Genomic DNA, 20,980 nt, shown 5'->3' on the forward strand with positions numbered 1-20,980 from the left:
TTCCCGCGCAGGCGGGAACCCAAGTTCGTGACGCACCACTATCGTCAAACGCAGCGGGCACGCGAGCAAACTTGGGTTCCCGCCTTCGCGGGAATGACGGAGGAGTTGGGGGCTGACGGTAGAGGCGCGGGCTTCACGCCATCTCGATCCGGTCCCGCCCCGCCTCCTTGGCCCGGTACAAGGCTTTGTCCGCCCGGTTGATCGCATCCGCGAACGCCTCCCCATGGCGGCGCTCGGCCAGCCCGGCCGAGAAGCTGATGCGCCGGTCCGCTTCCAGTCCCGGCACTCGCATCGCGTGCACGCGCTCGGCCATGCGTTCCAGCACCAGCCGCGCATCCGACGGGCAGGTGTCCGGCAGCAGCAGCAGGAATTCCTCGCCGCCCCAGCGCGCCAGCACGTCGTGGCTGCGCAGAGCCCCGCGCGTGGTGGCGGCGAAGCTGCGCAGCACCGCGTCGCCCGCGGCGTGGCCGTGGCGGTCGTTGACCTGCTTGAAGAAGTCGATGTCCAGCAGCGCCACGCAGGTGCCGGCGCCATGCGGATGGCGGCGCTCTTCCTCGGCCAGTACTTCGTTCATGTGGCGGCGGTTGGCCAGCGAGGTCAATTCGTCCCGTGTTGCCAGCAGGCGGATCGTCTCCAGCGCACGCTCGAGTTCCTTCTTGCGCCGCTTTAGTTTCGCACGCAGCTTGCTCATTTCGCCGGTCAGCAAGGCGGTCGACAGCAGTGCCGCCGCCAGGTAGCCGAAGGTGATCGCCTCGACCGCGGGCGGGAAACGCAGGGGATCGTGCGCCTGCAGCCACCACATGGTACTGCCCATCCCCGTTAGCGCCGCAGCGGTCAGGAGCAGGGTCTGGCGCGGACGCAGGGCAAACATGCAGAAGGCAACCACCATCACCGTCATCGGCATGATGCCGCTGCGCACCGGCCCACCGATCGAATAGGCCCACATGCCGCAACCGATCGCGTACAGGGCCTGGGTCACGGTCAAGACTTCCGGCGTCAGCCGCAGCACCGCGCTGAAGCGCACCATGAAATAGAAGACGATGAGGCCGCCGATGCCGAACAGCTCCAGCCGGCGCATTCCCTCCAGCTCACTGAAGCCATTCAGCACCTGCCATTCCACCATGCCGATCGAGGCCAGGTAGAGCAGGGCGGTGGCGGCCCAGTATTGCAGCATGCGGCGCAGGCCGCGCTCGGACCCGGCCAGGGCCCGCCAGACGGTGGCGCCCGTGCTCACGCCTGGTCTACCGCGAGCATGGCCGCGATCTCGTGCGCCGGTACCGGGCGGCTGAACAGGTAGCCCTGCATCTCGTCGCAGTCGTTGGCGCGCAGGAAGTCGCGCTGCTGCTCGGTCTCGACGCCTTCCGCGATGACGCGCAGGTTCAGCTTGTGGCCGAGCGAGATCACCGCCATCGCGATGGCCTGGTCGTCCTGGCTCTCGGCCAGGTCGCTGACGAAGGACTTGTCGATCTTCAGGCGGCTGATCGGGAAGGATTTCAAGGCCGACAGGCTCGAATAGCCGGTGCCGAAATCGTCGATCGAGAGCGACACGCCCATCGCCTTGAGTTCGCGCATCTTGTCGATCGAGCGCGCCAGGTCGCGCATGATCGAGCTTTCCGTGACTTCGACTTCCAGCGCGCCGGGCGGCAGCCCGGTTTCGCGCAGGGCGCCTTCGATACGCTCGACCAGGCGCTTTTCCTCGAACTGGCGGGCCGAGACGTTGACCGAGACGCTCAGGGGCGGCAGGCCGGCGGCGCGCCATGCCTGGACCTGGCGGCAGGCGGTGCGCACCACCCACTCGCCAATCTGCACGATCAGGCCGCTCTCCTCGGCAAGGCTGATGAAGCGCAGCGGCGAGACCATGCCGTTTTCCGGATGGTGCCAGCGGATCAGGGCCTCGACGCCGAACAGGCGATTGGTGCGCAGGTCGACCTTGGGCTGGTACAGCAACTCGAACTGGCAGGCGCCCTGGTAGCCGTCCACGCAGGTGTCGAGCGCCGCACGCAGGCCCTCGAGCAACACCAGCTTTTCCTCCACGCTGGCGTTCATCTCGCTGGCGTAGAACTGGACGTTATTGTTGCCCATGTCCTTGGCGCGGTACATGGCCGCGTCGGCGTTCATCATCAGGGTATTGGTGTCGGCGCCGTCGCGCGGGTAGAAGGCGACGCCGATGCTCGAGCTGACCTGCACCTCCTGGCCCTCGACCAGCACCGGCTCGGTGACCGCCTGGCGCACCTTCTCCAGCAGCGGGGTGATCGCCATCGGATCGCCCGACAGGTCGGGCAGCAGGATCACGAACTCGTCGCCGCCGAAGCGCGCCAGGGTGTCGGTGCGGCGCAGGCAGCGGCCCATGCGCGCGCCCACCACCTTGAGCAGTTCGTCGCCCGCGTTGTGGCCGAGGCCGTCGTTGACCAGCTTGAAGCCGTCCAGGTCGATGAAGGCCAGGCCCACGGCGCTGCCCTTGCGCTCGGCCTCGCGGATCGCCTGGCCCAGGCGGTCGCGCAGCAGGCTGCGGTTGGGCAGGCCGGTCAGGTCGTCATGGTGGGCCAGGTGGCGGATGCGCTGCTCGGTGGTCTTGCGTTCGGTGATGTCGCCCACGATGGCGACCACGCCGCCTTCGACCGGCACCACCTGGCGGTACAGCCAGCGGTCCGGCAGCGGCAGTTCCTGCGCCTGCCACTCGGCCTCGCGCGCCACGCCATCGGTGGCGACCGCCGCCAGGTCCTCGAACATGCAGGCGCCGAGCGAGGCGGGGAGCAGGACCGACATGCGCTGGCCGGCCATCTGCTGCTTGCTCAGGCCGGTCAGCTGCTCGGCGCGCCCGTTGGCGGCTTCGATCGTGAAATCCAGCACGCTGTTGCCCGGGCCGTAGACCGCGCGCAGCACGAAGAAGGCGTCCAGGCTGGCCTCGGAGGCGGCGGCATAGGTCTGCTGGGCGCGGCGCTCGCGGCGGCGCGCCTTGGCCAGCTGCCAGGACCAGGCGCTGACCAGGGTCACCACGCCCAGCACCAGGGCGGTGCCGGCGCCGGCGCCCAGCAGCCAGGCGCGGCGTCCCTGTTCGAACTGGGCCATCTGCTCGCTCTGCGACAGGCCGACCACGGCCACCAGCGGGAAGCCGTTCAGGGGGCGGGTGCTGGTGTAGCGCAGCTCGGCGTCGACGCCGGCGTCGCGCAGCACCACCGCATCGGCGGCGCCGGGCGCAAAGCGCTGGCCCCAGGACACGTTCTCGCCGATGCGCAGGACGCGCACGATGCCGTCGCGCCCGGCCAGGCCGAGCAGGCCGCGCTCGCCCTGGCGCGAACGTTCGTAGGAGCTCGTGAAGTAGGACGGATCGACCGCCACCATGGCGACGCCGGCGAAGTGGCCAGCGGCGTCGTTGATGCGGCGCGTGAAGTGCAGGTGCGGCTCGTCGCCGCCGCTGGTCTCGCTGACGAAGGGCGTGTCGTGCGGCGTGTTGCGGTGGAAGGCCAGCCAGGGCGCCTGCGACAGGTCGTGCGCGCCGAGCGCCGGATTGCTGGCCAGGACGCGGCCGTCCGCATTCATGATCGCGACCTGGAACACCAGGCCGGGCGGCAGCAGGCCCTGGGCCGCGAGCGCGGGCAGGGCGCCGGTCGGGCCGTTCTGCTCGACCGCGTACTTCAGCACGCGCAAGGTCTGGTCGATGCCGCTCAGGCTGCGCGCCATCTGGGCTTCGTAGGTGTCGACCAGCTCGCGCGTGGCGTCGAGCGCGGCTTCCTGGGCGGCGCTGCGCTCGGAGTCGATGACGTGCAGGGTGGCGAACCAGAGCGCGCCCACCAGCAGCAGGGCGAACAGCGGCAGCGAGACATAGGTCTCGAGCCCGATGCCGAGCCAGCGCGAGAGCAGGCTGCGGCGGCTGCGCACGGCCCGCGCGGGCAGGGCGCCTCGGTCGGAGCGGGCGAGCGTGCTCATGTCAGCGCAGCACCAGCACCGGACGCACGCTGGCGTCCAGCGCGGCGCGTTCGATGTAGCCGATCATCGCGGGATTGTCGGCCACCATGCGGCGCACGCTGGCGCTGTCGGTGGCCTCGCGCGGCGGCTGGCCGCGGCCGGTGAAGACCATCTTCGACCAGTGCGCCTTGAGCAGGGCCGGGGTCTTGCCGGCGACCTGCTGGTAGAACTGGTTGCGCTCCTGGGAGCCCAGGCGCTGGTCGAGCGCGACCGCTTCGGCGCCGTCAGGGAAGCGTCCCGCCTGGCCGAGGAAGATGGCGGCGATCTGGTCGCTGCTCAGGGCCGGCGCCGGATTCCGGGCCGAGACGATGACGACCAGTTCGGCCGAGGCATGGCCGGCCGCGCCGAGCGCGAGGGTCAGGGCGCCGAGAAGGTGATGCAAACGATGTCCCATGCGGCGCCTCAGAAAACGAAGTCCAGCGCCACGCTGGTCACGTGGATGGGCCGGTCGGGACGATAGCCCGGCTGGTCGTTGGAGAAGGTGCCGCGGGTGCCCTGCTTGGGAAGGGCGCGTTCGTACTGGGCCTTGAGCGCCATGTTCGGCGCGAAGTCCCAGCGCAGGCCGGTGCTCCAGGTGCTCTGGGCCGCCATCGCGAACAGGTAGGCGTTCAGGCCGGCGTTCAGCATGCCGGCGGTGGCGGCCAGGCGCGGCGGCAGGCCGGCCAGCGGCAGGCCAGGGTCGGTGGTCGGCACGTCGGCGTGCGAGCGCGCGTAGCCGGCATACGGGGTGAAGGCGCCGAAGCGCATGCCCGCGCCCACGTAGACCGCGGTATAGGCGCCCAGCACCGATGCGGTGCGGGTGCGGCCGCCTTCGGCGGTGACGAACCATTCGCCCGGATCGTAGGTGGCGCCGGCCGTCATGATCACGACGCGCTTGTCGACGATGTCGTAGCGGTCGGCCAGGGACTGGCCCTGCGGGCGGAAGGCGCGCAGGGCGCCGAACAATTCCCCGCCCAGGTCGGTGGTCAGGGTGGCGGTGCCGGCCGAGACCCGGCCGCTGAAGGCGCCCTGCTCGATGCTGTGCGACAGGCCGGCGATGCCGGCCGCCTTCAGGCGCAGTCCGTTGTACAGGTTGAGATCGGTGTGCCCGTAGAAGGCCTGGGTGGTATTGCGCAGCGCGCCGCCGGTCCAGCGCCAGGTGAGGTCGACGCCGTCGCTGCCGCTCAGCGGCTGGCCGCCGTACAGCTCGGTCGGGGTGCGGACCCAGGGCACGATGTAGCCCACCTTGCGGTAGTCGGCCGCCAGGAAGATCGGCAGCGCGATGCGGCCGGCGCGCACGGCGAGGTCCGGCGTGACCTGGTATTTCACATTGGCCCATTCGACCAGCGGACGGTAGCTGCCGTCCAGGCGCTGTTCGCTGACCACCTGCACCACGCCCGACCACGGACCCTTGCTCACGTCGAGCTGGGCGCCGAGGCGCGAATCGACGTCCGGGCTCCAGGACTGGGTATAGCCGGCGCCGTTCGCCTTCAGGGGCGAGGTGGTGAAGTCGGCATCGCGGTTGCTGGAATGGACAGCGCCAACCGTCCCGAAGCCGGACAGTTTCCACGTGAGGCTGGAATCGGCGGCTTGCGCGGTAGCGCAGAGTCCGCAAGCAAGCATGGCGGTGCCAAGCGCGGCAGGAAGAAGCTTGCCGGGTACGATGTGCTGATACATGCTGATGTCGGATGAGCGGCCCCGGCAGCCAGAACGAACCGGGAGAGACGACGCGAATGCGTATGTCCGGTCAAACTTTACCCGCCACGCTTATTTAAGTCGAGAACTTTACGCAGCGCAATTAGTTGGTGTGACAATGATTGTTGTTTGACGGCAACGACGTTGGCGCCGCGTCTGGCGCATCCGGCAAGACTTCCATCGGAAGGCGCCGGCAATCCTTCTTGTCCTGCGAGGCGCGTCAGGCCGCCCACAGGCGCTCGCCCGACAACTCGAGCCAGGTCAGGTAAAGACGGACGTCGAACTCGAGCTGGTGATAGGCCGGTTCCATCCAGCAGCACAGCTTGTAGAAGGCCTTGTCGTGTTCCTTCTCTTTCAGGTGGGCCAGCTCGTGCACGGCGATCATGCGCAGGAAGGGCAGCGGGGCGTCGCGGAACACCGTGCCGATGCGGATCTCGTGCTTGGCCTTGAGGCGGCTGCCCTGCACGCGCGAGATCGCCGTATGCAGGCCCAGGGCATGCTGGACGACCTGGATCTTGCTGTCGAAGGCGACCTTGGACACCGGCTCGGCCTGGCGCAGGTAGTCGTCCTTCAAGTCCTGCACGTAGGCATACAGGGCCTTGTCGGTACGGATGCCGTGGGCTGTGGGATAGCGCCGGCGCAGCACCTCGCCGAGCTGCTTGCTGGCGATCAGCTGGCCGGCCTGGGCGCGCAGCTGCTCGGGGTAGGCGGACAGGTATTTCAGGGTCAGCGTGCCGGGCGAGGAAGGTGAAGAGGGTGAGGCGGGCGACGCTGGCGTGTGCGGAGTATGCATAGGGGCCGCAATGTAACACAGGCGGCCCCGGGGCGGACGCTTGCGGCGTCCGCGCCACAGCGCCGCCGGAATGGCGGCGCCGGAAGGGCAATTCAGATTGCTTGCTCAGCCTTCCTTCTCCCCCTGGCGGTTGCCCTTGGCGGCGGCAGCGGCTGCCCGCTGGGCCGACTGGCGGCTTTCGCCACCCTTGCGGCCGATGTCGGCCATGTGCGCGCGGTTGCGGCTGACCGCCTCGCCCCCTTTTTGCCCGGCCCGGCGCGCTTCTTCGGAATCGAATTCGTGCGCCGTGCCTTTCTGATGGGCTGCCTGCCCGCCCTTGCTGGCTATTTCACGTTGCTGGTTCTGGTCCATTGCTGCGAACCCGCGCTTGGCGGGCTGGCCGCTTTTTTGCACATTTCCTGGACTGGCCGCGCCTCTGTCGATGCTTTCCTTGCTAGTCGCCATGTCGATCTCCTTGTGCACTAGGGAAGCACCGATCGATTCATGGCGGCGGCCTTGGCCACGATTCCTGCGCGCCAGAATGATTCAGTGCTCCCTCGATGCGGTCTATGTGGATGGTATCGAGGATGTTGCCGAACGCCGAATGGCTGCGCTCGTGCGATTAGAGAGGAGGGGCTGGCGTTAGTTCCGTCCGCTGCGGGTTTGCGCGCCGAGCCGCCCCGGCCGCCGGGTGGGGGCGCGGCTGCACGGCGGCGGACCGTGCGGCCACGGGTGTCGTCCGGGGCGTCAGACGTCGGCGACTTTCAGCACCAGCTTGCCCAGGTTACGCCCTTCGAACAGCATCAGAAGCGCCTCCGGGAAAGTCTCGAATCCCTCGGTCACGAATTCGATGCTTTTCAGGTTGCCTTCCCCGATCATGTGCGCCATCTCGCGCACAGCTTCAGGATAGCGCGCGGCGTAGTCGAATACCACCATGCCTTCCATGCGCGCCCGATTCACCAGCAGCGACAGGTAATTGGCCGGCCCCTTGACCTGGGCGGTGGCGTTGTACTGCGAGATCGCGCCGCAGATCACGATGCGCGCCTTCATGTTGATGCGGGTGAGCACGGCGTCGAGGATGTCGCCGCCCACGTTGTCGAAGTAGACGTCGACGCCCTGCGGGCAGTGCTCCTTGAGCGCCGCGTGCACCGGGCCGGCCTTGTAGTCGATGCAGGCGTCGAAGCCGAGCTGCTCGACCACGAAGCGGCACTTGTCCAGGCCGCCGGCGATGCCGACCACGCGGCAGCCCATATGTTTGGCGAGCTGGCCCACGGTCATGCCGACCGCGCCGGCCGCGCCGGACACCACCACCGTCTCGCCGGCCTTCGGCTGGCCGACTTCGCGCAGGCCGAACCAGGCCGTCATGCCCGGCATGCCCAGGGTATTGAGCCAGGCCGTCGTGCCGCCGATGCGGGGATCGATCTTGACGAAGGCGGCGCCCTTGTCGTCGGCCGCGCCGGACCAGTAGCGCTGCACGCCCGTGCCGCCGGCCACGTAGTCGCCCACGGCGAAGCGCGGCGAGCGCGAGGCCACCACGACGCCCAGGCCGCCGGCCCGCATGACTTCGCCGATCGCCACCGGGCGGATATACGACTTGCCCTCGTTCATCCAGCCGCGCATGGCCGGGTCGAGCGACAGGTAGAGCACCTTGACGACGATGCCGTCTTCAGGGGGCTCGCCCACGGCTTCCTCGTGGAACTGCCAGTCTTCGCGGCGCGGCATGCCGGACGGACGGGCGGCCAGGCGGAACTGCTGGTTCGGCGGAAATGCATTGGTCATTGCGGTCTCCATGATGATGTTGGCAACAAGACTATACCGCCTGCGGCGCGCCGCGTGCGACAATAGCGGGCTAACGCATTCGACCCTATCCACCGACCCCATCCATGGCTCTCAAAGCGACCATCTACAAAGCCGACCTGTCGATCGCCGACATGGACCGCAATTATTACGGCGACCATGGCCTGACCATCGCGCGCCACCCCTCCGAAACCGACGAGCGCATGATGATCCGCGTGCTGGCCTTCGCCATCCACGCCGATCCGGCCCTGGGCTTCACCAAGGGCCTGTTCGACGTCGACGAACCCGACCTGTGGCAGAAGGACCTGACCGGCGCCATCGACCTGTGGATCGACATCGGCCAGCCGGACGAGAAGCGCATCCTGAAGGCCTGCAGCCGCTCGGAGCGCGTGTTCGTGTACAGCTACAGCGCCACCAGCAGCATCTGGTTCAAGGGCATCGCCAACAAGATCGAGCGCGCCAGGAAGGTGACGGTCGTGAACATTCCCGCCGAAACCAGCGCCCAGCTGGAAAAGCTGGCCAAGCGCTCGATGCAGCTGCAGTGCACGATCCAGGACGGCCAGATCTGGCTGACCGACGGCGTCGACACCGTGCTGGTGGAGCGCGAATACCTGTTCGGCGGCGGCTGAGTAGCTCCCGGCGGACTATAATCTGCCGGTCCGTATGTCTGTTTGGAAGAGACGATCATGACTTCTCGCATTCTTGTCCTGCTGGGCGCCGCCCTGCTGTCCACGCAAGCGCTGGCCCAGGTGAGCGTGACCGATCCCTGGATCCGCGCCACGGTGCCGGTCCAGAAGAGCACCGGCGCCTTCATGGGGGTGAAGTCGGCCCAGCCGGCGCGCCTGGTGGAGGTGCGCACCGAGGCCGCAGGCCGCGCCGAGCTGCACGAAATGGCCATGGACGGCCAGGTGATGCGCATGCGCCGCGTCGACGGCATCGAGCTGCCGGCCGGGAAGCCGGTGAACCTGGCCAGCGGCGGCTACCACGTGATGCTGTTCGACCTGAAGCGGCAGCTGAAGGAAGGGGAGAGCGTGGAGCTGGTGCTGGTGGTGCAGGATGCCGCCAAGAAGCGGCAGGAGGTGAAGGTGGCGGTGCCGGTGAAGCCCTTGTCGTATTCGGCGCATAGCGGGCACTGATTCGCGTCGTGTATTTGCCGGCAAACTTGGGTTCCCGCGAAGGCGGGAACCCAAGTTCATGCGGCGTATGCACGCCGCACCATCACCACTCAGCGCGGCGACCCCGCCAGCCTGCGCGCATCCCCCGACCCCGCGATCGACTTGCTCACACGCGGATCGCCGTAGTAGTTCACGTCGCCCGAACCCGCGATGGTCAGGCTCAGCGCATCCTTGGCCCACACCGTCACGTCGCCCGAACCGCCCACGCTGATGCTGGCGTCGTTCGACGCCACCTTGCCCAGGTCCACATTGCCCGAGCCGCCAATCGAGACCGACAGCTTGCGCGCGCTGCCGCCCTCGGCGCGGAAGTCGCCGCTGCCGCCCAGGGTGACCGAGACCGATTCGCTCTCGATGCCGCGCACGTTGATCTTGCCCGAGCCGCCCAGGTCGAACTGGAGGCGCTGGCCGCGCAGGGCGTCGGCGTCGATGGTGCCCGAGCCGCCCAGCGACAGGCGGTCGACCTGGCGCGCGTTCACCACGATCTTCATGTTGCGCGAGCGCAGGTTCAGGTTGCGCTTGGACGGGCGCACCTTGAGGGTGCCGTCTTCGACCACGGTCTCGATCAGGGGCAGCAGGTTGTCGTCGGCATCGACGGTCACCGCTTCGCTGTTCCCCATGCGCAGTTCCAGCCGGCCCGGCAGCTCGAGCGCCACGCCGGTGAAGTGCTGGACCTGGCGCGCCTGGCGCTTGACGCTGCCGCTGCCTTCGACCTGCTCGCCCTTGAAGGGCCACATGCCGGCGGAGGCGGGGGCGGCCGCGCCGGCCAGGGCGGCGGCCAGCAGCAGGCCGCGCAGGGCGGTGACAGTGAAGGTGTTCTTGTTCATGGTGGTCTCCTTGGATGCGAATGTCAGTGCAGCCATCCTAGACAAGCGTCCCTGTGCGCGTGGCGCGTTTGCGACGAACCGCAGGGCCGGCGGAGTGGAATGCACGATGGAGGGACAGGCCGCCATGCATTCCGCCTATCCCTCAAGCGCGAGATGCACTAGAATCGTGCGCTTTTTCCCCGGATTTCCCCGGGTTGAGGTATGTGATGAACCTGATTCTCTTCATGGTCGCTTTTTGCGTCGGCATCGCGATGTCGGTGCAGGCGGCCGTCAACAGCCAGCTGGCGCATGCGATCGGCGCCAATTCGGTGGCCGCCGCCCTGGTGTCCTTCAGTTGCGGCACCGTGGCGCTGCTGGCGATGGCCCTGGCCAAGGATGGCTTCGGCGGCCTGGGCGCCACGCTCGCGGCGCTGCCTTCGCAGCCGCTGTGGAAGTTCGCCGGCGGCTTCCTGGGCGCCGCCTTCGTCTTCGGCACCGTGTTCCTGGCTCCGCGCATCGGCTTGCTGAGCCTGATCGTGCTGGTGATCGCCGGCCAGCTGTTCACCTCGATGGCGATCGACCATTTCGGCCTGATCCATATGGCGACCCGCAAGGTGTCCATGGTGCGCCTGGCCGGGGCGGTGGTGGTAGCCCTGGGCGTGGCGATTACCCTGTTCGGCGACCGCATCGTTGCAACTATCACACGATAAGCGTCACGCCAAGTGTGGCTTCTCGGGCAATTTTGATTTCGATATTGCAATTTTTGGCCGGTGCTGGTTTTATAATGGTTTGCATCAATTCATTTAACAGCGCCCCGGCCAGATGGAACACCATACCTCTTCGCAGATTCCCACTCTCTCGTACATCGAAAACGAAGACCACCCGGTGTTCGGGACCCTGGTCGAGCAGATCCTGCACCTGCTGAACTCGAAGCTGGTGTTCTCGGACATCATCATTCACCAGAACAGCCCGCTCATGCTGCGCCAGCCCAAGGGCCTGGTGGCGGTGACCGATTCGCCGATCACGAAGGAGGAGCTGGAAGAGTTCTTCGACGTGATCGAGCCGAACTGGGCCGAGCGCATCGCGGTGCGCGCCTTCGACCGCTCGATCGACCTGCATACGGCGCGCATCCGCGCCAACTGCTTCCACTTCCAGGGCCGCAAGCGCCTGGGCTGCGTGATCCGCCGCTTCCCGAAGGCGCCGCTGGCGCTGTCCGAGCTGGGGCTGTGGGACGACGAACTGCAGTTCGCGCGCCTGACCAGCGGCCTGGTCCTGATCATCGGCGACACCTGCCAGGGCAAGTCGACCACCATCGCCTCGATCCTGGACGAGATCAACAAGCAGCGCTCGGGCCACATCATCACCATCGAAGACCCGGTCGAGACCCTGATCCCCCAGCGCAAGTGCATCATCACCCAGCGCGAGGTGGGCGTGGACGGCGACGTCGAGAGCTACTACCTGGGCGCCCTGGACGCGCTGCGCGAGCGCCCGGACGTGATCATGATCGGCGAAATCCGCGACGCCCAGACCGCCCAGGAAGCGCTGGCGCTGGCCGAATCCGGCCCGCTGGTGCTGGCCACCCTGCACGCGCGCTCGACCGAACTGGGGCTGCAAAAGATGCTGCGCCTGCTGGGCAACTCCGAAGCCCAGGCCCAGGCGCTGGCGCACGCGCTGCGCGGCGTGCTGTGCCAGGCGCTGCTGCCTTCGCGCGAAGGCAACCGCTACCACCTCGCCACCGAGTGCCTGACCCCCAGCAGCGCCATCATGCGCATGCTCGAAGCGGGCGACATCGGCGGCATCCGCGCCCACATGAACAGCGGCCGCGATCCGGGCTGCCACACCATGAACGCCTCGCTGGAACAGCTGCTGGCCGCGCACAAGGTGCGCGTGGAAGACGCGCGCGCCGCCACCACCGACCGGGTGGCGTTCGCCGACATGGTGTGACGCCTGCCGGCGTAGGGCGGGCGGCTTTGCCGCCCACGCGGTGATAGTCCGCAGCGAGATCATCCCGCACGAGAGCGGAGCCACTACCAATCACCGCGTGGACGGCACAGCCGTCCACCCTACTCATCGCGCCGACAATTATCTTGTCGCCACCGCGTTCGGACGGACAGGCCTAGTCCAGCGGCACCGCGCGGTAGCGGTTCACCTCCGGAGAAGTGACCGCCGGCGCCGCGTTGCCCCAGCTGCCGCGCACATAGCTCAGGACCGCCGCCACCTGGGCGTCGCTCAGCTCATGGCCATAGGGCGGCATGCCGTAGGGACGCGGATTGCCCGCGGTCCCGGGCGGGAAGCCGCCGTTCAGCACCATCCTGATCGCGTTCACGGCGGGCGTCAGCGTCACCGCGCGGTTGCCGGCCAGCGGCGGGTAGGCCGGCTGCCGGCCCTTGCCGTCGGCGCCGTGGCAATCCACGCACTGCTTGTCGTAGATCCGCTTGCCTTCGGCCAGCAGCTGCTCGCTGGCCGCCTCGCCCGCCGCGGGCTGGGGCGCCCCGGTTGCCGGCAGCGATTTCAGGTAGTCCGCCATGGCGCCCAGGTCGCCTGGTGTCAGGTGCTGCAGGCTGCGCGCCACCACTTCCGCCATCGGCCCGGTGGCCGTGCCGCGCGGCGAGACGCCGGTGCCGAGCAGGGCCACGATGTGCTCCTTGTCCCAGTCGCCCAGTCCCGCCTCGCTGCCGGCGGTGAGCGAGGGTGCGTACCAGCCGATGGCGGGAATCAGGCCGCCGGAGAGCGTCTCGCCGCTCGCGCCCAGGCGGTTGCGGGTGCTGTGGCAGGCGCTGCAATGTCCCAGGCCCTCGACCAGATAGGCGCCGCGGTTCCAGGCCGCGCCGCGCTGCGGCTGCGGCGCGAACACGGCGGGACGGAAGTAGAGCAGGCGCCAGCCGGCCAGCAAGGCCTGCTGGTTATAGGGGAAGTCCAGTTCGTGCGGGCGCTTGGCTTGCCTTACCGGCGCCAGGCTGCGGAAATAGGCGTACAGCGCGTCGGAATCGGCACGCGTCACGCGGGTGGTGTTGGTGTACGGGAAGGCCGGGTAGAGCAGGCGGCCGTCGCGGCCGATGCCGTTGTGCAGGGCGTTCCAGAAATCGTCCGCGCTCCAGGCGCCGATGCCGGTCTCGCGGTCCGGCGTCAGGTTGGGGCCGTAGAGGCGGCCGAAAGGCGTGTCGAGCGCCCGTCCGCCGGCATAGGCCGGCGCGCCGCGCGCCGTGTGGCAGGCGACGCAGTCGCCGGCGCGCGCCAGGTAGGCGCCGCGCGCGATGTTCTCCGGCGTGGGCGCATAGGCGGCCGGCGAGGCGGCCGGGATGTGCTGGGCGCGTGGCCAGGCAAGGGCGATCGCGGCAAGGGCGGCGCCGGCCAGGACCAGCAGGGCAAGTGAAGTCCTCTTCATGGCGCATCCTTCGCGCTGCCGCAGGCCAGCGGCAGCGGGCGGACGATCGCCGCCGCCGCAGCGGGGCGGGGATCGCTCGGCACCGGCTGGGCCGCGAGCCAGCCCGAGACGGCGTTCACGTCCTCCAGCGTGAGGCGGGCGGTGATCTCGGCCATGCAGTCGGGCGCGTGGGCGCGGCGCAGCTTGTCGCGCCAGGCGCCGAACTGGGCGTTCACGTAGTCGCGCGGCAGGCCGAGCAGGCCGGGAATCGCCGGCTCGACGCCGGTCAGGCGCTGGCCGTGGCAGGCCACGCAGGCCGGGACCTTGCGCGCCGCGTCGCCCTTGAACACCAGCTGGCGGCCGCGCTCCAGCGTCTGCGCCGGCATCGTGGACGGCGCCGGCTGCGGCGCGGGCGGGTGCTGGGCGGCGAACCAGCCGGCGATCTCGCGCAGGTAGGGATCGGGCAGGTGGTCGACCAGGTAGGTCATGAGCGGATACTGGCGCCGGCCCTCGCGGAAGTTGAGCAGCTGGTTGTACAGGTAGCCGGCCGGCTTGCCGCCGATGCGCGGGTAGTAGCTGTCGTTGACCGGATTGCCGCGCGCATCGACGCGCGCGTGGCAGGAGGTGCAGGCGGCCAGGCGCTGGGCCAGGGTGTCGGGCACGGCCTGGGCGTGCGCGGCCGGGGCGGAGCACGCCAGCGCAAGCAGCATGGCGCCGGACAGGGGGCGAAACCGGTTCATCGGATCGTCAATCATGGGCATGCATGGATGATAACGCGGATCGCCTGCCAATGGACGGCAATCCGGGACACCGTGACCCGGGATGAAAGGTGGGCGCGCCAGCACGGCGCTGTTTTGCACGATAAAGTGGTATTGTCCTACACATACGATACTGTCGCGGTTTACGACCGCAGTTCGAGGGCCATGGCGCCGCCTGCCGGCGCCGTCGCGTGTTTGTCATCCCGACCATAGGCCGCACCATGATTTCTGCTTCACCCCTTCCCACTTCGTCGGCTCCGCGCATTTCCACCGGCATTGACGGCCTCGACGATATCCTCGGCGGTGGGTTGACGCCCCAGCGCGTGTACCTGATCGAAGGCTCGCCGGGCTCCGGCAAGACGACCCTCGGCCTGCAGTTCCTGCTCGACGGCGCGCGCAAGGGCGAGCATGGCCTGTACATCACCCTGTCGGAGACCACCGATGAACTGCGGGCAGTGGCCGCCAGCCACGGCTGGTCGCTCGCGGAATTGTCGCTGTTCGAGTTGGCCGGCGACGCCGACCTGGACATCGATGCGCAGCAATCGGTGTTTCACCCGTCCGAGGTCGAGCTGGGCGAGACCACGCGCAACGTGATGAACCAGGTCGACCAGGTCAAGCCCGCGCGCGTGGTGTTCGACAGTCTCTCCGAGATGCGCCTGCTGGCCCAGAATCCCTTGCGCTACCGGCGCCAGATTCTTGCGCTCAAGCAGTTCTTCTCCTCGCGGGCCTGTACCGTGCTGTTGCTGGACGACAAGACCGCCTCGTCCGACCAGCACCTGCACAGCATCGCCCACGGCGTCATCAGCCTGGAGCAGATCGCCAAGGAGTTCGGCAAGGAGCGGCGCCGCGTCAACATCATCAAGATGCGCGGCATCCGCTTCCGCGGCGGCTACCATGACTACACGCTGGATACCGGAGGCATCACCATGTACCCGCGCCTGGTGGCGGCCGAGCATGCCAGCGATTTCGCGCCGTCGGTGCGTTCGACCGGGGCGGCGGGCCTGGACCGCTTGCTCGGAGGGGGGCTGGTGCGCGGCACCAATACCCTGATCGTGGGGCCGTCCGGCATTGGCAAGACCACCTTGTCCACGCGTTGCCTGCTGGCCGCCATCGAGCGGGGCGAGAAGGCGGCGTTCTACCTGTTCGACGAGGGGCTCGGCACCTTCTTCGCGCGCAGCGCCGCGATGGGGCTGGAGCTGCGCGCCTACGCCGCCAGCGGCCAGCTTGCCATCCACCATATCGATCCCGCCGAACTCGCGCCGGGCGAATTTGCGCAGATGCTGCGCGACGCCGTCGAGCGGCAAGGCGTGGATTTCATCGTGATCGACAGCCTGAACGCCTACCTGCAGGCGATGCCGGGCGAGCATTTCCTCACGCTGCAGATGCACGAGCTGCTGTCCTACCTGAACCAGAAGGGCGTGACCACGGTGCTGGTGCTCGGACAGCACGGCCTGATCGGCGAAGTGCGCACCGACGTCGACCTGAGCTACCTGAGCGACAGTACCGTACTGCTGCGCTTCTTCGAATCGAACGGCAGACTGCGCCGCGCCATCACGGTCATCAAGAGCCGCACGGCGGACCATGCGCTGACGATCCACGAGATGCAGCTCGGCAGCGACGGTGTCCGGATCGGCGAGCCGCTCGAAGGCTTCGACGGCGTCCTGACCGGCTTGCCGAGCTATCGCGGCGCCACGCCCATGATGGTTCCGACGGCACATGCAGGCGACTGACGAGCGGGACGCACGGCTGCTGGTCTTCGCGCCGCGCGGGCGCGACGCCGAAGTCATGGCCTCGGTGCTGGCGCAAGACGGCTTCGGCTGCCTCGTGGTCGCCGCCTTCGGCGGGCTGCTCGCGGCCATCGAGGAGGGCGCGGGCGCTGCGATCGTCGCCGAGGAAGCCCTGCACGGCGCCGACCTGGGGCGCCTGGCCGACTGGCTCGGCCGGCAGGAGCCGTGGTCCGATTTTCCTTTCGTCGTCCTGCTCGGCAAGCCGATGGGCGCGGCGGCGTCCGGCGACGCCGCCCGCGCCTGGCTCGCGGCGCTGGGCAACGTCGTCCTGCTCGAGCGGCCGCTCAACACCCAGACCCTGCGCAGCGCCGCCACCTCGGCCTTGCGCGCGAGGCATCGCCAGTACCAGGCGCGCGATGTCCTGGCCGACCGCACCCGCACCGCTCACAGGCTGAGCGAGAGCCAGGAGGCGCTGGTGCACCTGAACGCGACCCTCGAGACGCGGATCGAGGCGCGCACCCGTGAGCTCGCGCAAGCCAACGACCGCCTGATGAACGAGATCATCGAACGAGAACGGGTCCAGGCGGCGATGGTCCAGCTGCAGAAGATGGAAGCCATCGGCCGCCTGACCGGCGGCATCGCCCACGACTTCAACAACCTGCTGAACGTGGTGCAGGGAAGCATGGACCTGATCATCATGCTGTCCAAGGACGAGGTGGCCAAGCAGCGCGCCGAGGTGGCGCGGCGCGCCTGCCAGCGCGGCGGCAAACTGACCAGCCAGCTGCTGGCCTTCTCGCGCAACCAGAGCCTGGTGCTGCGTCCGATCCGCGTCGGCGAGCTGTTCGACGGCGTGCGCGAACTGGTGGCTGCCTCGCTCGGGTCTGGTATCCGTGTGAGCTTCGATGCCGACGGCGCCGATGCCCTCGTGCTGGCCGACGCCAACCAGATGGAGATGGCCTTGCTGAACCTGGCCATCAATGCGCGCGATGCCATGCCGGACGGGGGCGAGTTGCGCTTCCACGCCGACGCGACGGTGACGCCGCCCGACCTGGCGCTGTCCGGCGACTTCGTGCGTATCGCCGTCACCGACAGCGGCCAGGGCATGCCGCCGGACGTGGCGGCGCGCGTCTTCGAGCCCTTCTTCACGACCAAGCCGGTCGGCAAGGGCACGGGCCTCGGCCTGAGCCAGGTGTATGGCATGGCGCGCCAGTCCGGCGGTGCGGCGCGCATCCTGAGCCAGCCCGGCGTGGGCACGACCGTGGAAATCTGGCTGCGGCTGGCCGCCCTGGGCGATGCGCCGGTGCTGCTCGGCGCCCCGGACCTGCGCGTGGCGCAAGCGAGGGGCGTGCGCATCCTGGTGGTCGAGGATGACGACGCGGTGCGCCGCTCGATGGTCGAATCGCTCGAAGCGCTGGGCCACGCAGTGGTCCAGGCAGGCGACGGCCACGGCGCGCTCGAGGAGCTGGCGGCGGGACGCCCGGACCTGATCATTACCGATTACCTGATGCCCGGGATGACCGGGGCCGAACTGATGCGGCACGCGCGCCAGGCCTATCCCGACGTGCCGATGATCATCGCCACCGGCTATGCGGACATGCGGGCGATCGAGGAGGTGATCGGGGAAGACATGGTCCTGCGCAAGCCTTTCCAGTTGATCGAGCTGGCCGCCAGCGTCGAGCGGGCGCTCGACCGGCCCGCCGCGCAGCGGCCCTTGCACAGCGCCGGCGCCTGAGGCGCTACTTCGCCGCCGCGCCGGCGGCCTGCTCCTGAACCGCCGCGATCAGGCCCTTGCTCAGCTCCTCGTTGTCGCCGCCGAAGCGGTCGCCATTGTGCAGGGTGACGGCCACGATGCCCGAATCGACATCCATCTCGAGCTGGCTGTAGAAATTGAAGATGTAGCCGCCGTGGCCGACCAGGCGCTTGCCGTTGACCCGGCGCACCCAGGTTCCCAGGCCGTAGCCGGTCGCCTCGCCATTCGGCAGCACGTGGCCGGCGTTCATGCGCGCCACGCTCGCGGGCGAGACGATCTGCCCGGCCTGCAGCGCGAGCATGAAGGCGGCCAGGTCGTCCACCGTGCTCACCAGGCCGCCCGCCGCGTACAGGTTGCTGCCGGCCAGGATCCAGGCCGGCTTCGGACCCAGCTGGTAGCCGGTGACCAGGCCCGGGATCAGTTGCCGGTCGTCGCCGGCCGCCGTGTGCTTCAGCCCCAGCGGCCGCGCGATGCGCGCCTCGATGAAGTCGTAATACCCCTGGCCGGAGACCTTTTCGATCACCAGCCCGAGCCGGTTGTAGCCGGTATTGTTGTAGGCGAACCGGGCGCCCGGCTCGAAGTCGAGCGGACGGGCGCGCACCGGCGCCACCAGTTCTTCCGGCTGGTGGTCCAGGCGGGCGGTGGTGCGCCAGTAGCCGGAATCCATCGACAGGTTCGGGATGCCGCTGGTATGCGCCAGCAGGTGGAGGAGGGTGACCTTGCTCCACTGCGGCGGCGCATCCGCCAGGTAGCGCGCCACGGGCGCGTCGAGGACGAGCTTGCCTTCGTCGGCCAGCAACAGGATAGCGGTGACCGTGAACAGCTTGGTGGTGGAACCGATGCGGAACACGTGTTCGGGCCGCACCGGCACGCCCAGTTCGACGTTGGCCATGCCATAGCCCTTGCGCAGCAGCGGCTGGCCATCCTTGAGCACGAGGGCGGCGACGCCCGGCAGTTCCGGCTTGAAGCGCGCCGCGACCAGGGCATCGAGCGCGCCAGGCAGGGGCGCTGGCGGGGCGGCCAGGGCGGCAAGGGGAAGTGCGAGGAGCAAGCCGAGTGCTTTCATCCGGTAGTCCTGCCGAGGAAGCCTGTGGAGCCCGGATTGTATGCCACCCGCCGGCCGGGCGGTTCGGCCGGGCGCGCGTTTATGCAGGCGGGTTGGCGCGCCAGTGGCGGTAGATGCGCAGCGCCACGTGGGCGTCGTCGGCGGCGTACAGCACCTGTTTTTCGCTCAGGCGCGGCAGGGCCCAGTTGGTGGTGGTGATGCGGCGCGACTTTTGAAGGCGCTGGCCGAAGAAGCGCGCCACCGCGCTCTTGGCGCCCAGCGAGTTGCGTTCGCCGCGGCGCAGGGCGGTGGACAGGTCGAGCACGTTGCGCGGCTCGATGCCCAGCTTGCTGCGCAGGCGGCGCAGGTCGTCGCCCAGGCCGAAGCCGACCTTGAGGATGCGGTCGGATTCGAGCACCGGCTTGAGCACGGTGAGCGCGGTGGCGTTGCCGGCAGGGCTGGCGGTCTGGAACAGGTAGGCCATCTGATCGGTGGCCAGCTGCACCAGGTGCGGTCCGGTCGAGACTTCGCCCTTGGCGAAAGTGGGCTTGGATTCGGTGTCGAAGCCGATCGCGTCGGCCGTCGACAGCACGGTCAAGGCCGCCGCGGCCTCGGCCTCGGTCCGGACGATACGCACGTCGGCCAGCCCGATGCCGACATAGGGCGGGAGCAGTTCGTCCGGATCGACAGCCATCAATTGCGCGAGAACTTGCTGGCCAGGGCCTGCAGTTTTTCCTGGCGCTTGCGGTCCGCTTCCTCGGCGGCCGCGGCCTCGCGCTCGGCCTTCTTGCGCTCGGCTTCCTTCTTGAAGCGTTCCTGCAGCTGTTCCTTGGCGTGCAGGCGGTGGGTATCGGTGACTTCGGCGCCCGGGGTGCCGTCCAGGTCGAAGCGCTGCTTGGCCTTTTCCATGGCGCGCAGGTAGCGCATCGAACCGGTGTGGATGCCCAGCGCGGCGCGCATGGTCTTGCGGTCCAGGCCCGGCATGCGGGCCAGCAACTGCTTGTCGATGCCGATTGCCAGCGGGAGGCAGTCGCGGAAGGCGGGGAACTCCTGCTGGAGTTGCTTGAGCAGTGCGCGGGCCGACAGGGCGGGTGCCTTGGCCTGCTCTGGCGCGGCTGGGGTGGCGATGGTTTCGGCGGACTCTGCAGGGGTATTGGTATTCATTGACTTCATGGTAAGAACGGGAAAGCAAAGGATAGCACGGCGCCCGGGCGCGTATTGTACTTGTTCCAGGGATACTGTTGGGTTTATTACTACGGCAGGCGGGCGCGTGGCCCCGAAATCGTGTATGATCCGCCTCTTGCCTTGCGCACGGCTTGCGCCGACGCAGGGCTGGACGGGGAACCACGAAGAAGCACCCGGGGAGCCGCGAGCAGCTTGCTAATATATGAATTGCTTATATCCCTTATCGGATATTTCAATTATCACCAAATCTTGCGTTGGGGCATAATATCGCCTCCCTCTATTCTTCTAGAAAAATAGATGCAAGCCCGTTTCAGCCGACGGGCTTTTTTTCGTTCCGACATGCACACCGCGACCTTGAACACCGACCACACCTTGCCTGCCCGCCGAACCGGTTCGTCCTTCGTGCGCAGGCCGGGGACGTCCGTGCTTGAAGTCCCGCCGTTCGCCCTAAGGTAGGGCCACTTCCGAACCACTGTTGCCAGGGCCCGCGCCGCGGGTCCCGCTGGATTATTGACTTCGCAGGCGCGCGCCCGCCTCGACTGGAGAGCTTTAGATGAAGAACACCGCCAAGACCTTGACACTGACAGCGAAAAAAGCACCGGCCAAGAGCGCGGCGCCGCTGGCAGTGCCGAAAACCGCGACCTCCTATTTCCTGGAAACGGAAGCGGCTGCCAAGGTGACGGTGGTCAAGACCCGCTCGCGCCTGGCCTCGCTCAAGGCCCAGGCCGACGCCGAGCCGGTCGCCGCCCAGGCGGACGACGTGGCGGCCGAGCTGGCCGAAGCGGCCGCCGCGCCGGTGCAGGACGTGGCGCCGGTGGCGGCGCTCGACGCCGAGGCGGCCAACGATGTGGCCAACGAGGCCGCCAACGATGGCGCCGAGGACTACATGCCGGCCGTGCCGGCCACCCCGGCCGCGCCGCCGGTGATCGTGCGCAAGCGCGGCAAGCTGGCCGCGCTGAAGGCC

General features: G+C 68.5%; 19 protein-coding genes and 1 pseudogene. 7 read left to right on the plus strand and 13 right to left on the minus strand.

All coding sequences use genetic code 11. The features are described 5' to 3' along the window. Positions 1–133: 133 nt before the first annotated feature. The 7 genes from KBW98_RS12985 to KBW98_RS13015 form a co-directional block, all read right to left on the minus strand. Positions 134–1,234: a diguanylate cyclase gene (locus KBW98_RS12985; protein WP_373888939.1), complete on the minus strand. Its 1,101-nt coding sequence runs from the start codon at positions 1,232–1,234 to the stop codon at positions 134–136. Continuing rightward, entirely contained in the window at positions 1,231–3,927 is a 2,697-nt protein-coding gene (locus tag KBW98_RS12990; RefSeq protein WP_211520563.1) for an EAL domain-containing protein, read from the minus strand. The genes KBW98_RS12985 and KBW98_RS12990 overlap by 4 nt, the downstream gene beginning before the upstream one ends. A gap of 1 nt (position 3,928) precedes the next feature. Beyond that, positions 3,929–4,348 (minus strand): phosphate ABC transporter substrate-binding protein, encoded by a 420-nt coding sequence (locus tag KBW98_RS12995; protein WP_307727597.1) that lies wholly within the window; start codon positions 4,346–4,348, stop codon positions 3,929–3,931. 20 nt (positions 4,349–4,368) lie between these two features. After that, a complete protein-coding gene (locus KBW98_RS13000; RefSeq protein WP_211520565.1) occupies positions 4,369–5,622 on the minus strand; it encodes a porin in 1,254 nt (417 codons plus the stop codon). A gap of 238 nt (positions 5,623–5,860) precedes the next feature. Then, complete coding sequence (locus KBW98_RS13005) at positions 5,861–6,433, minus strand: M48 family metallopeptidase (protein WP_211520566.1); 573 nt, start codon at positions 6,431–6,433, stop codon at positions 5,861–5,863. A 105-nt stretch (positions 6,434–6,538) separates the two neighbouring features. Next, positions 6,539–6,877, minus strand: a complete 339-nt coding sequence (locus KBW98_RS13010) for a KGG domain-containing protein (RefSeq protein ID WP_211520585.1) — start codon at positions 6,875–6,877, stop codon at positions 6,539–6,541. A 282-nt stretch (positions 6,878–7,159) separates the two neighbouring features. Further along, positions 7,160–8,191: an NADP-dependent oxidoreductase gene (locus KBW98_RS13015; protein WP_211520567.1), complete on the minus strand. Its 1,032-nt coding sequence runs from the start codon at positions 8,189–8,191 to the stop codon at positions 7,160–7,162. Positions 8,192–8,295: 104 nt separating this feature from the next. Between KBW98_RS13015 and KBW98_RS13020 the strand changes: the two genes are divergently transcribed. Together KBW98_RS13020 and KBW98_RS13025 are read left to right on the plus strand one after the other, a co-directional pair. Then, positions 8,296–8,838, plus strand: coding sequence for a YaeQ family protein (locus KBW98_RS13020; protein ID WP_211520568.1), 543 nt, complete (start codon positions 8,296–8,298; stop codon positions 8,836–8,838). Between the two features lie 57 nt (positions 8,839–8,895). Next, complete coding sequence (locus KBW98_RS13025; RefSeq protein ID WP_211520569.1) at positions 8,896–9,345, plus strand: copper chaperone PCu(A)C; 450 nt, start codon at positions 8,896–8,898, stop codon at positions 9,343–9,345. Positions 9,346–9,434: 89 nt separating this feature from the next. On the opposite strand, the gene KBW98_RS13030 is transcribed toward KBW98_RS13025, so the two are convergent. Then, positions 9,435–10,208, minus strand: a complete 774-nt coding sequence (locus KBW98_RS13030) for a head GIN domain-containing protein (RefSeq protein ID WP_229429162.1) — start codon at positions 10,206–10,208, stop codon at positions 9,435–9,437. 206 nt (positions 10,209–10,414) lie between these two features. On the opposite strand from KBW98_RS13030, the gene KBW98_RS13035 reads away from it, so the two are divergent. Continuing rightward, positions 10,415–10,897, plus strand: coding sequence for a DMT family transporter (locus KBW98_RS13035; RefSeq protein WP_211520571.1), 483 nt, complete (start codon positions 10,415–10,417; stop codon positions 10,895–10,897). Between the two features lie 112 nt (positions 10,898–11,009). Further along, a complete protein-coding gene (locus KBW98_RS13040; RefSeq protein WP_211520572.1) occupies positions 11,010–12,131 on the plus strand; it encodes a type IV pilus twitching motility protein PilT in 1,122 nt (373 codons plus the stop codon). Between the two features lie 172 nt (positions 12,132–12,303). Here KBW98_RS13040 and KBW98_RS13045 read toward each other — a convergent pair whose 3' ends face one another. Further along, the gene (locus KBW98_RS13045; RefSeq protein ID WP_211520573.1) at positions 12,304–13,572 is read right to left on the minus strand and encodes a cytochrome c; all 1,269 of its coding nucleotides are present in this window, start codon (positions 13,570–13,572) and stop codon (positions 12,304–12,306) included. Then, a complete protein-coding gene (locus KBW98_RS13050; RefSeq protein ID WP_373888940.1) occupies positions 13,569–14,291 on the minus strand; it encodes a cytochrome c in 723 nt (240 codons plus the stop codon). The genes KBW98_RS13045 and KBW98_RS13050 overlap by 4 nt, the downstream gene beginning before the upstream one ends. A gap of 239 nt (positions 14,292–14,530) precedes the next feature. On the opposite strand from KBW98_RS13050, the gene KBW98_RS13055 reads away from it, so the two are divergent. Together KBW98_RS13055 and KBW98_RS13060 are read left to right on the plus strand one after the other, a co-directional pair. Then, complete coding sequence (locus KBW98_RS13055; RefSeq protein ID WP_211520574.1) at positions 14,531–16,039, plus strand: ATPase domain-containing protein; 1,509 nt, start codon at positions 14,531–14,533, stop codon at positions 16,037–16,039. Next, positions 16,026–17,768: a response regulator gene (locus KBW98_RS13060; protein WP_211520575.1), complete on the plus strand. Its 1,743-nt coding sequence runs from the start codon at positions 16,026–16,028 to the stop codon at positions 17,766–17,768. The genes KBW98_RS13055 and KBW98_RS13060 overlap by 14 nt, the downstream gene beginning before the upstream one ends. Positions 17,769–17,772: 4 nt before the next feature. Here the strand turns inward: KBW98_RS13060 and KBW98_RS13065 are convergent, their stop codons facing one another. The 3 genes from KBW98_RS13065 to KBW98_RS13075 form a co-directional block, all read right to left on the minus strand. Further along, positions 17,773–18,852, minus strand: a complete 1,080-nt coding sequence (locus KBW98_RS13065; protein WP_211520576.1) for a serine hydrolase — start codon at positions 18,850–18,852, stop codon at positions 17,773–17,775. Positions 18,853–18,931: 79 nt separating this feature from the next. Further along, the gene (locus KBW98_RS13070; RefSeq protein ID WP_211520577.1) at positions 18,932–19,525 is read right to left on the minus strand and encodes a 3'-5' exonuclease; all 594 of its coding nucleotides are present in this window, start codon (positions 19,523–19,525) and stop codon (positions 18,932–18,934) included. After that, positions 19,525–19,995 carry a ProQ/FINO family protein gene (locus KBW98_RS13075; RefSeq protein WP_211520578.1) on the minus strand — a complete coding sequence of 157 codons (471 nt, stop codon included), beginning with the start codon at positions 19,993–19,995 and terminating at the stop codon, positions 19,525–19,527. Before KBW98_RS13075 ends, KBW98_RS13070 begins: the two co-directional genes overlap by 1 nt. Positions 19,996–20,569: 574 nt before the next feature. On the opposite strand from KBW98_RS13075, the pseudogene KBW98_RS13080 reads away from it, so the two are divergent. Continuing rightward, a pseudogene (locus tag KBW98_RS13080) lies at positions 20,570–20,980 on the plus strand (RNA polymerase sigma factor RpoD); the annotation flags it as partial.

It is taken from the genome of Massilia sp. ST3, assembly GCF_018119405.1.
Lineage (GTDB): Bacteria > Pseudomonadota > Gammaproteobacteria > Burkholderiales > Burkholderiaceae_D > Telluria.

Bases quoted from the DNA above. Each gene is read 5' to 3' on its own strand.
- KBW98_RS12990 (WP_211520563.1), bottom strand. From the start codon at position 3,927: ATGAGCACGCTCGCCCGCTCCGACCGAGGCGCCCTGCCCGCGCGGGCC.
- KBW98_RS13000 (WP_211520565.1), bottom strand. From the start codon at position 5,622: ATGTATCAGCACATCGTACCCGGCAAGCTTCTTCCTGCCGCGCTTGGC.
- KBW98_RS13005 (WP_211520566.1), bottom strand. From the start codon at position 6,433: ATGCATACTCCGCACACGCCAGCGTCGCCCGCCTCACCCTCTTCACCT.
- KBW98_RS13010 (WP_211520585.1), bottom strand. From the start codon at position 6,877: ATGGCGACTAGCAAGGAAAGCATCGACAGAGGCGCGGCCAGTCCAGGA.
- KBW98_RS13015 (WP_211520567.1), bottom strand. From the start codon at position 8,191: ATGACCAATGCATTTCCGCCGAACCAGCAGTTCCGCCTGGCCGCCCGT.
- KBW98_RS13020 (WP_211520568.1), top strand. From the start codon at position 8,296: ATGGCTCTCAAAGCGACCATCTACAAAGCCGACCTGTCGATCGCCGAC.
- KBW98_RS13025 (WP_211520569.1), top strand. From the start codon at position 8,896: ATGACTTCTCGCATTCTTGTCCTGCTGGGCGCCGCCCTGCTGTCCACG.
- KBW98_RS13030 (WP_229429162.1), bottom strand. From the start codon at position 10,208: ATGAACAAGAACACCTTCACTGTCACCGCCCTGCGCGGCCTGCTGCTG.
- KBW98_RS13035 (WP_211520571.1), top strand. From the start codon at position 10,415: ATGAACCTGATTCTCTTCATGGTCGCTTTTTGCGTCGGCATCGCGATG.
- KBW98_RS13040 (WP_211520572.1), top strand. From the start codon at position 11,010: ATGGAACACCATACCTCTTCGCAGATTCCCACTCTCTCGTACATCGAA.
- KBW98_RS13045 (WP_211520573.1), bottom strand. From the start codon at position 13,572: ATGAAGAGGACTTCACTTGCCCTGCTGGTCCTGGCCGGCGCCGCCCTT.
- KBW98_RS13050 (WP_373888940.1), bottom strand. From the start codon at position 14,291: ATGAACCGGTTTCGCCCCCTGTCCGGCGCCATGCTGCTTGCGCTGGCG.
- KBW98_RS13055 (WP_211520574.1), top strand. From the start codon at position 14,531: ATGATTTCTGCTTCACCCCTTCCCACTTCGTCGGCTCCGCGCATTTCC.
- KBW98_RS13060 (WP_211520575.1), top strand. From the start codon at position 16,026: ATGCAGGCGACTGACGAGCGGGACGCACGGCTGCTGGTCTTCGCGCCG.
- KBW98_RS13065 (WP_211520576.1), bottom strand. From the start codon at position 18,852: ATGAAAGCACTCGGCTTGCTCCTCGCACTTCCCCTTGCCGCCCTGGCC.
- KBW98_RS13070 (WP_211520577.1), bottom strand. From the start codon at position 19,525: ATGGCTGTCGATCCGGACGAACTGCTCCCGCCCTATGTCGGCATCGGG.
- KBW98_RS13075 (WP_211520578.1), bottom strand. From the start codon at position 19,995: ATGAATACCAATACCCCTGCAGAGTCCGCCGAAACCATCGCCACCCCA.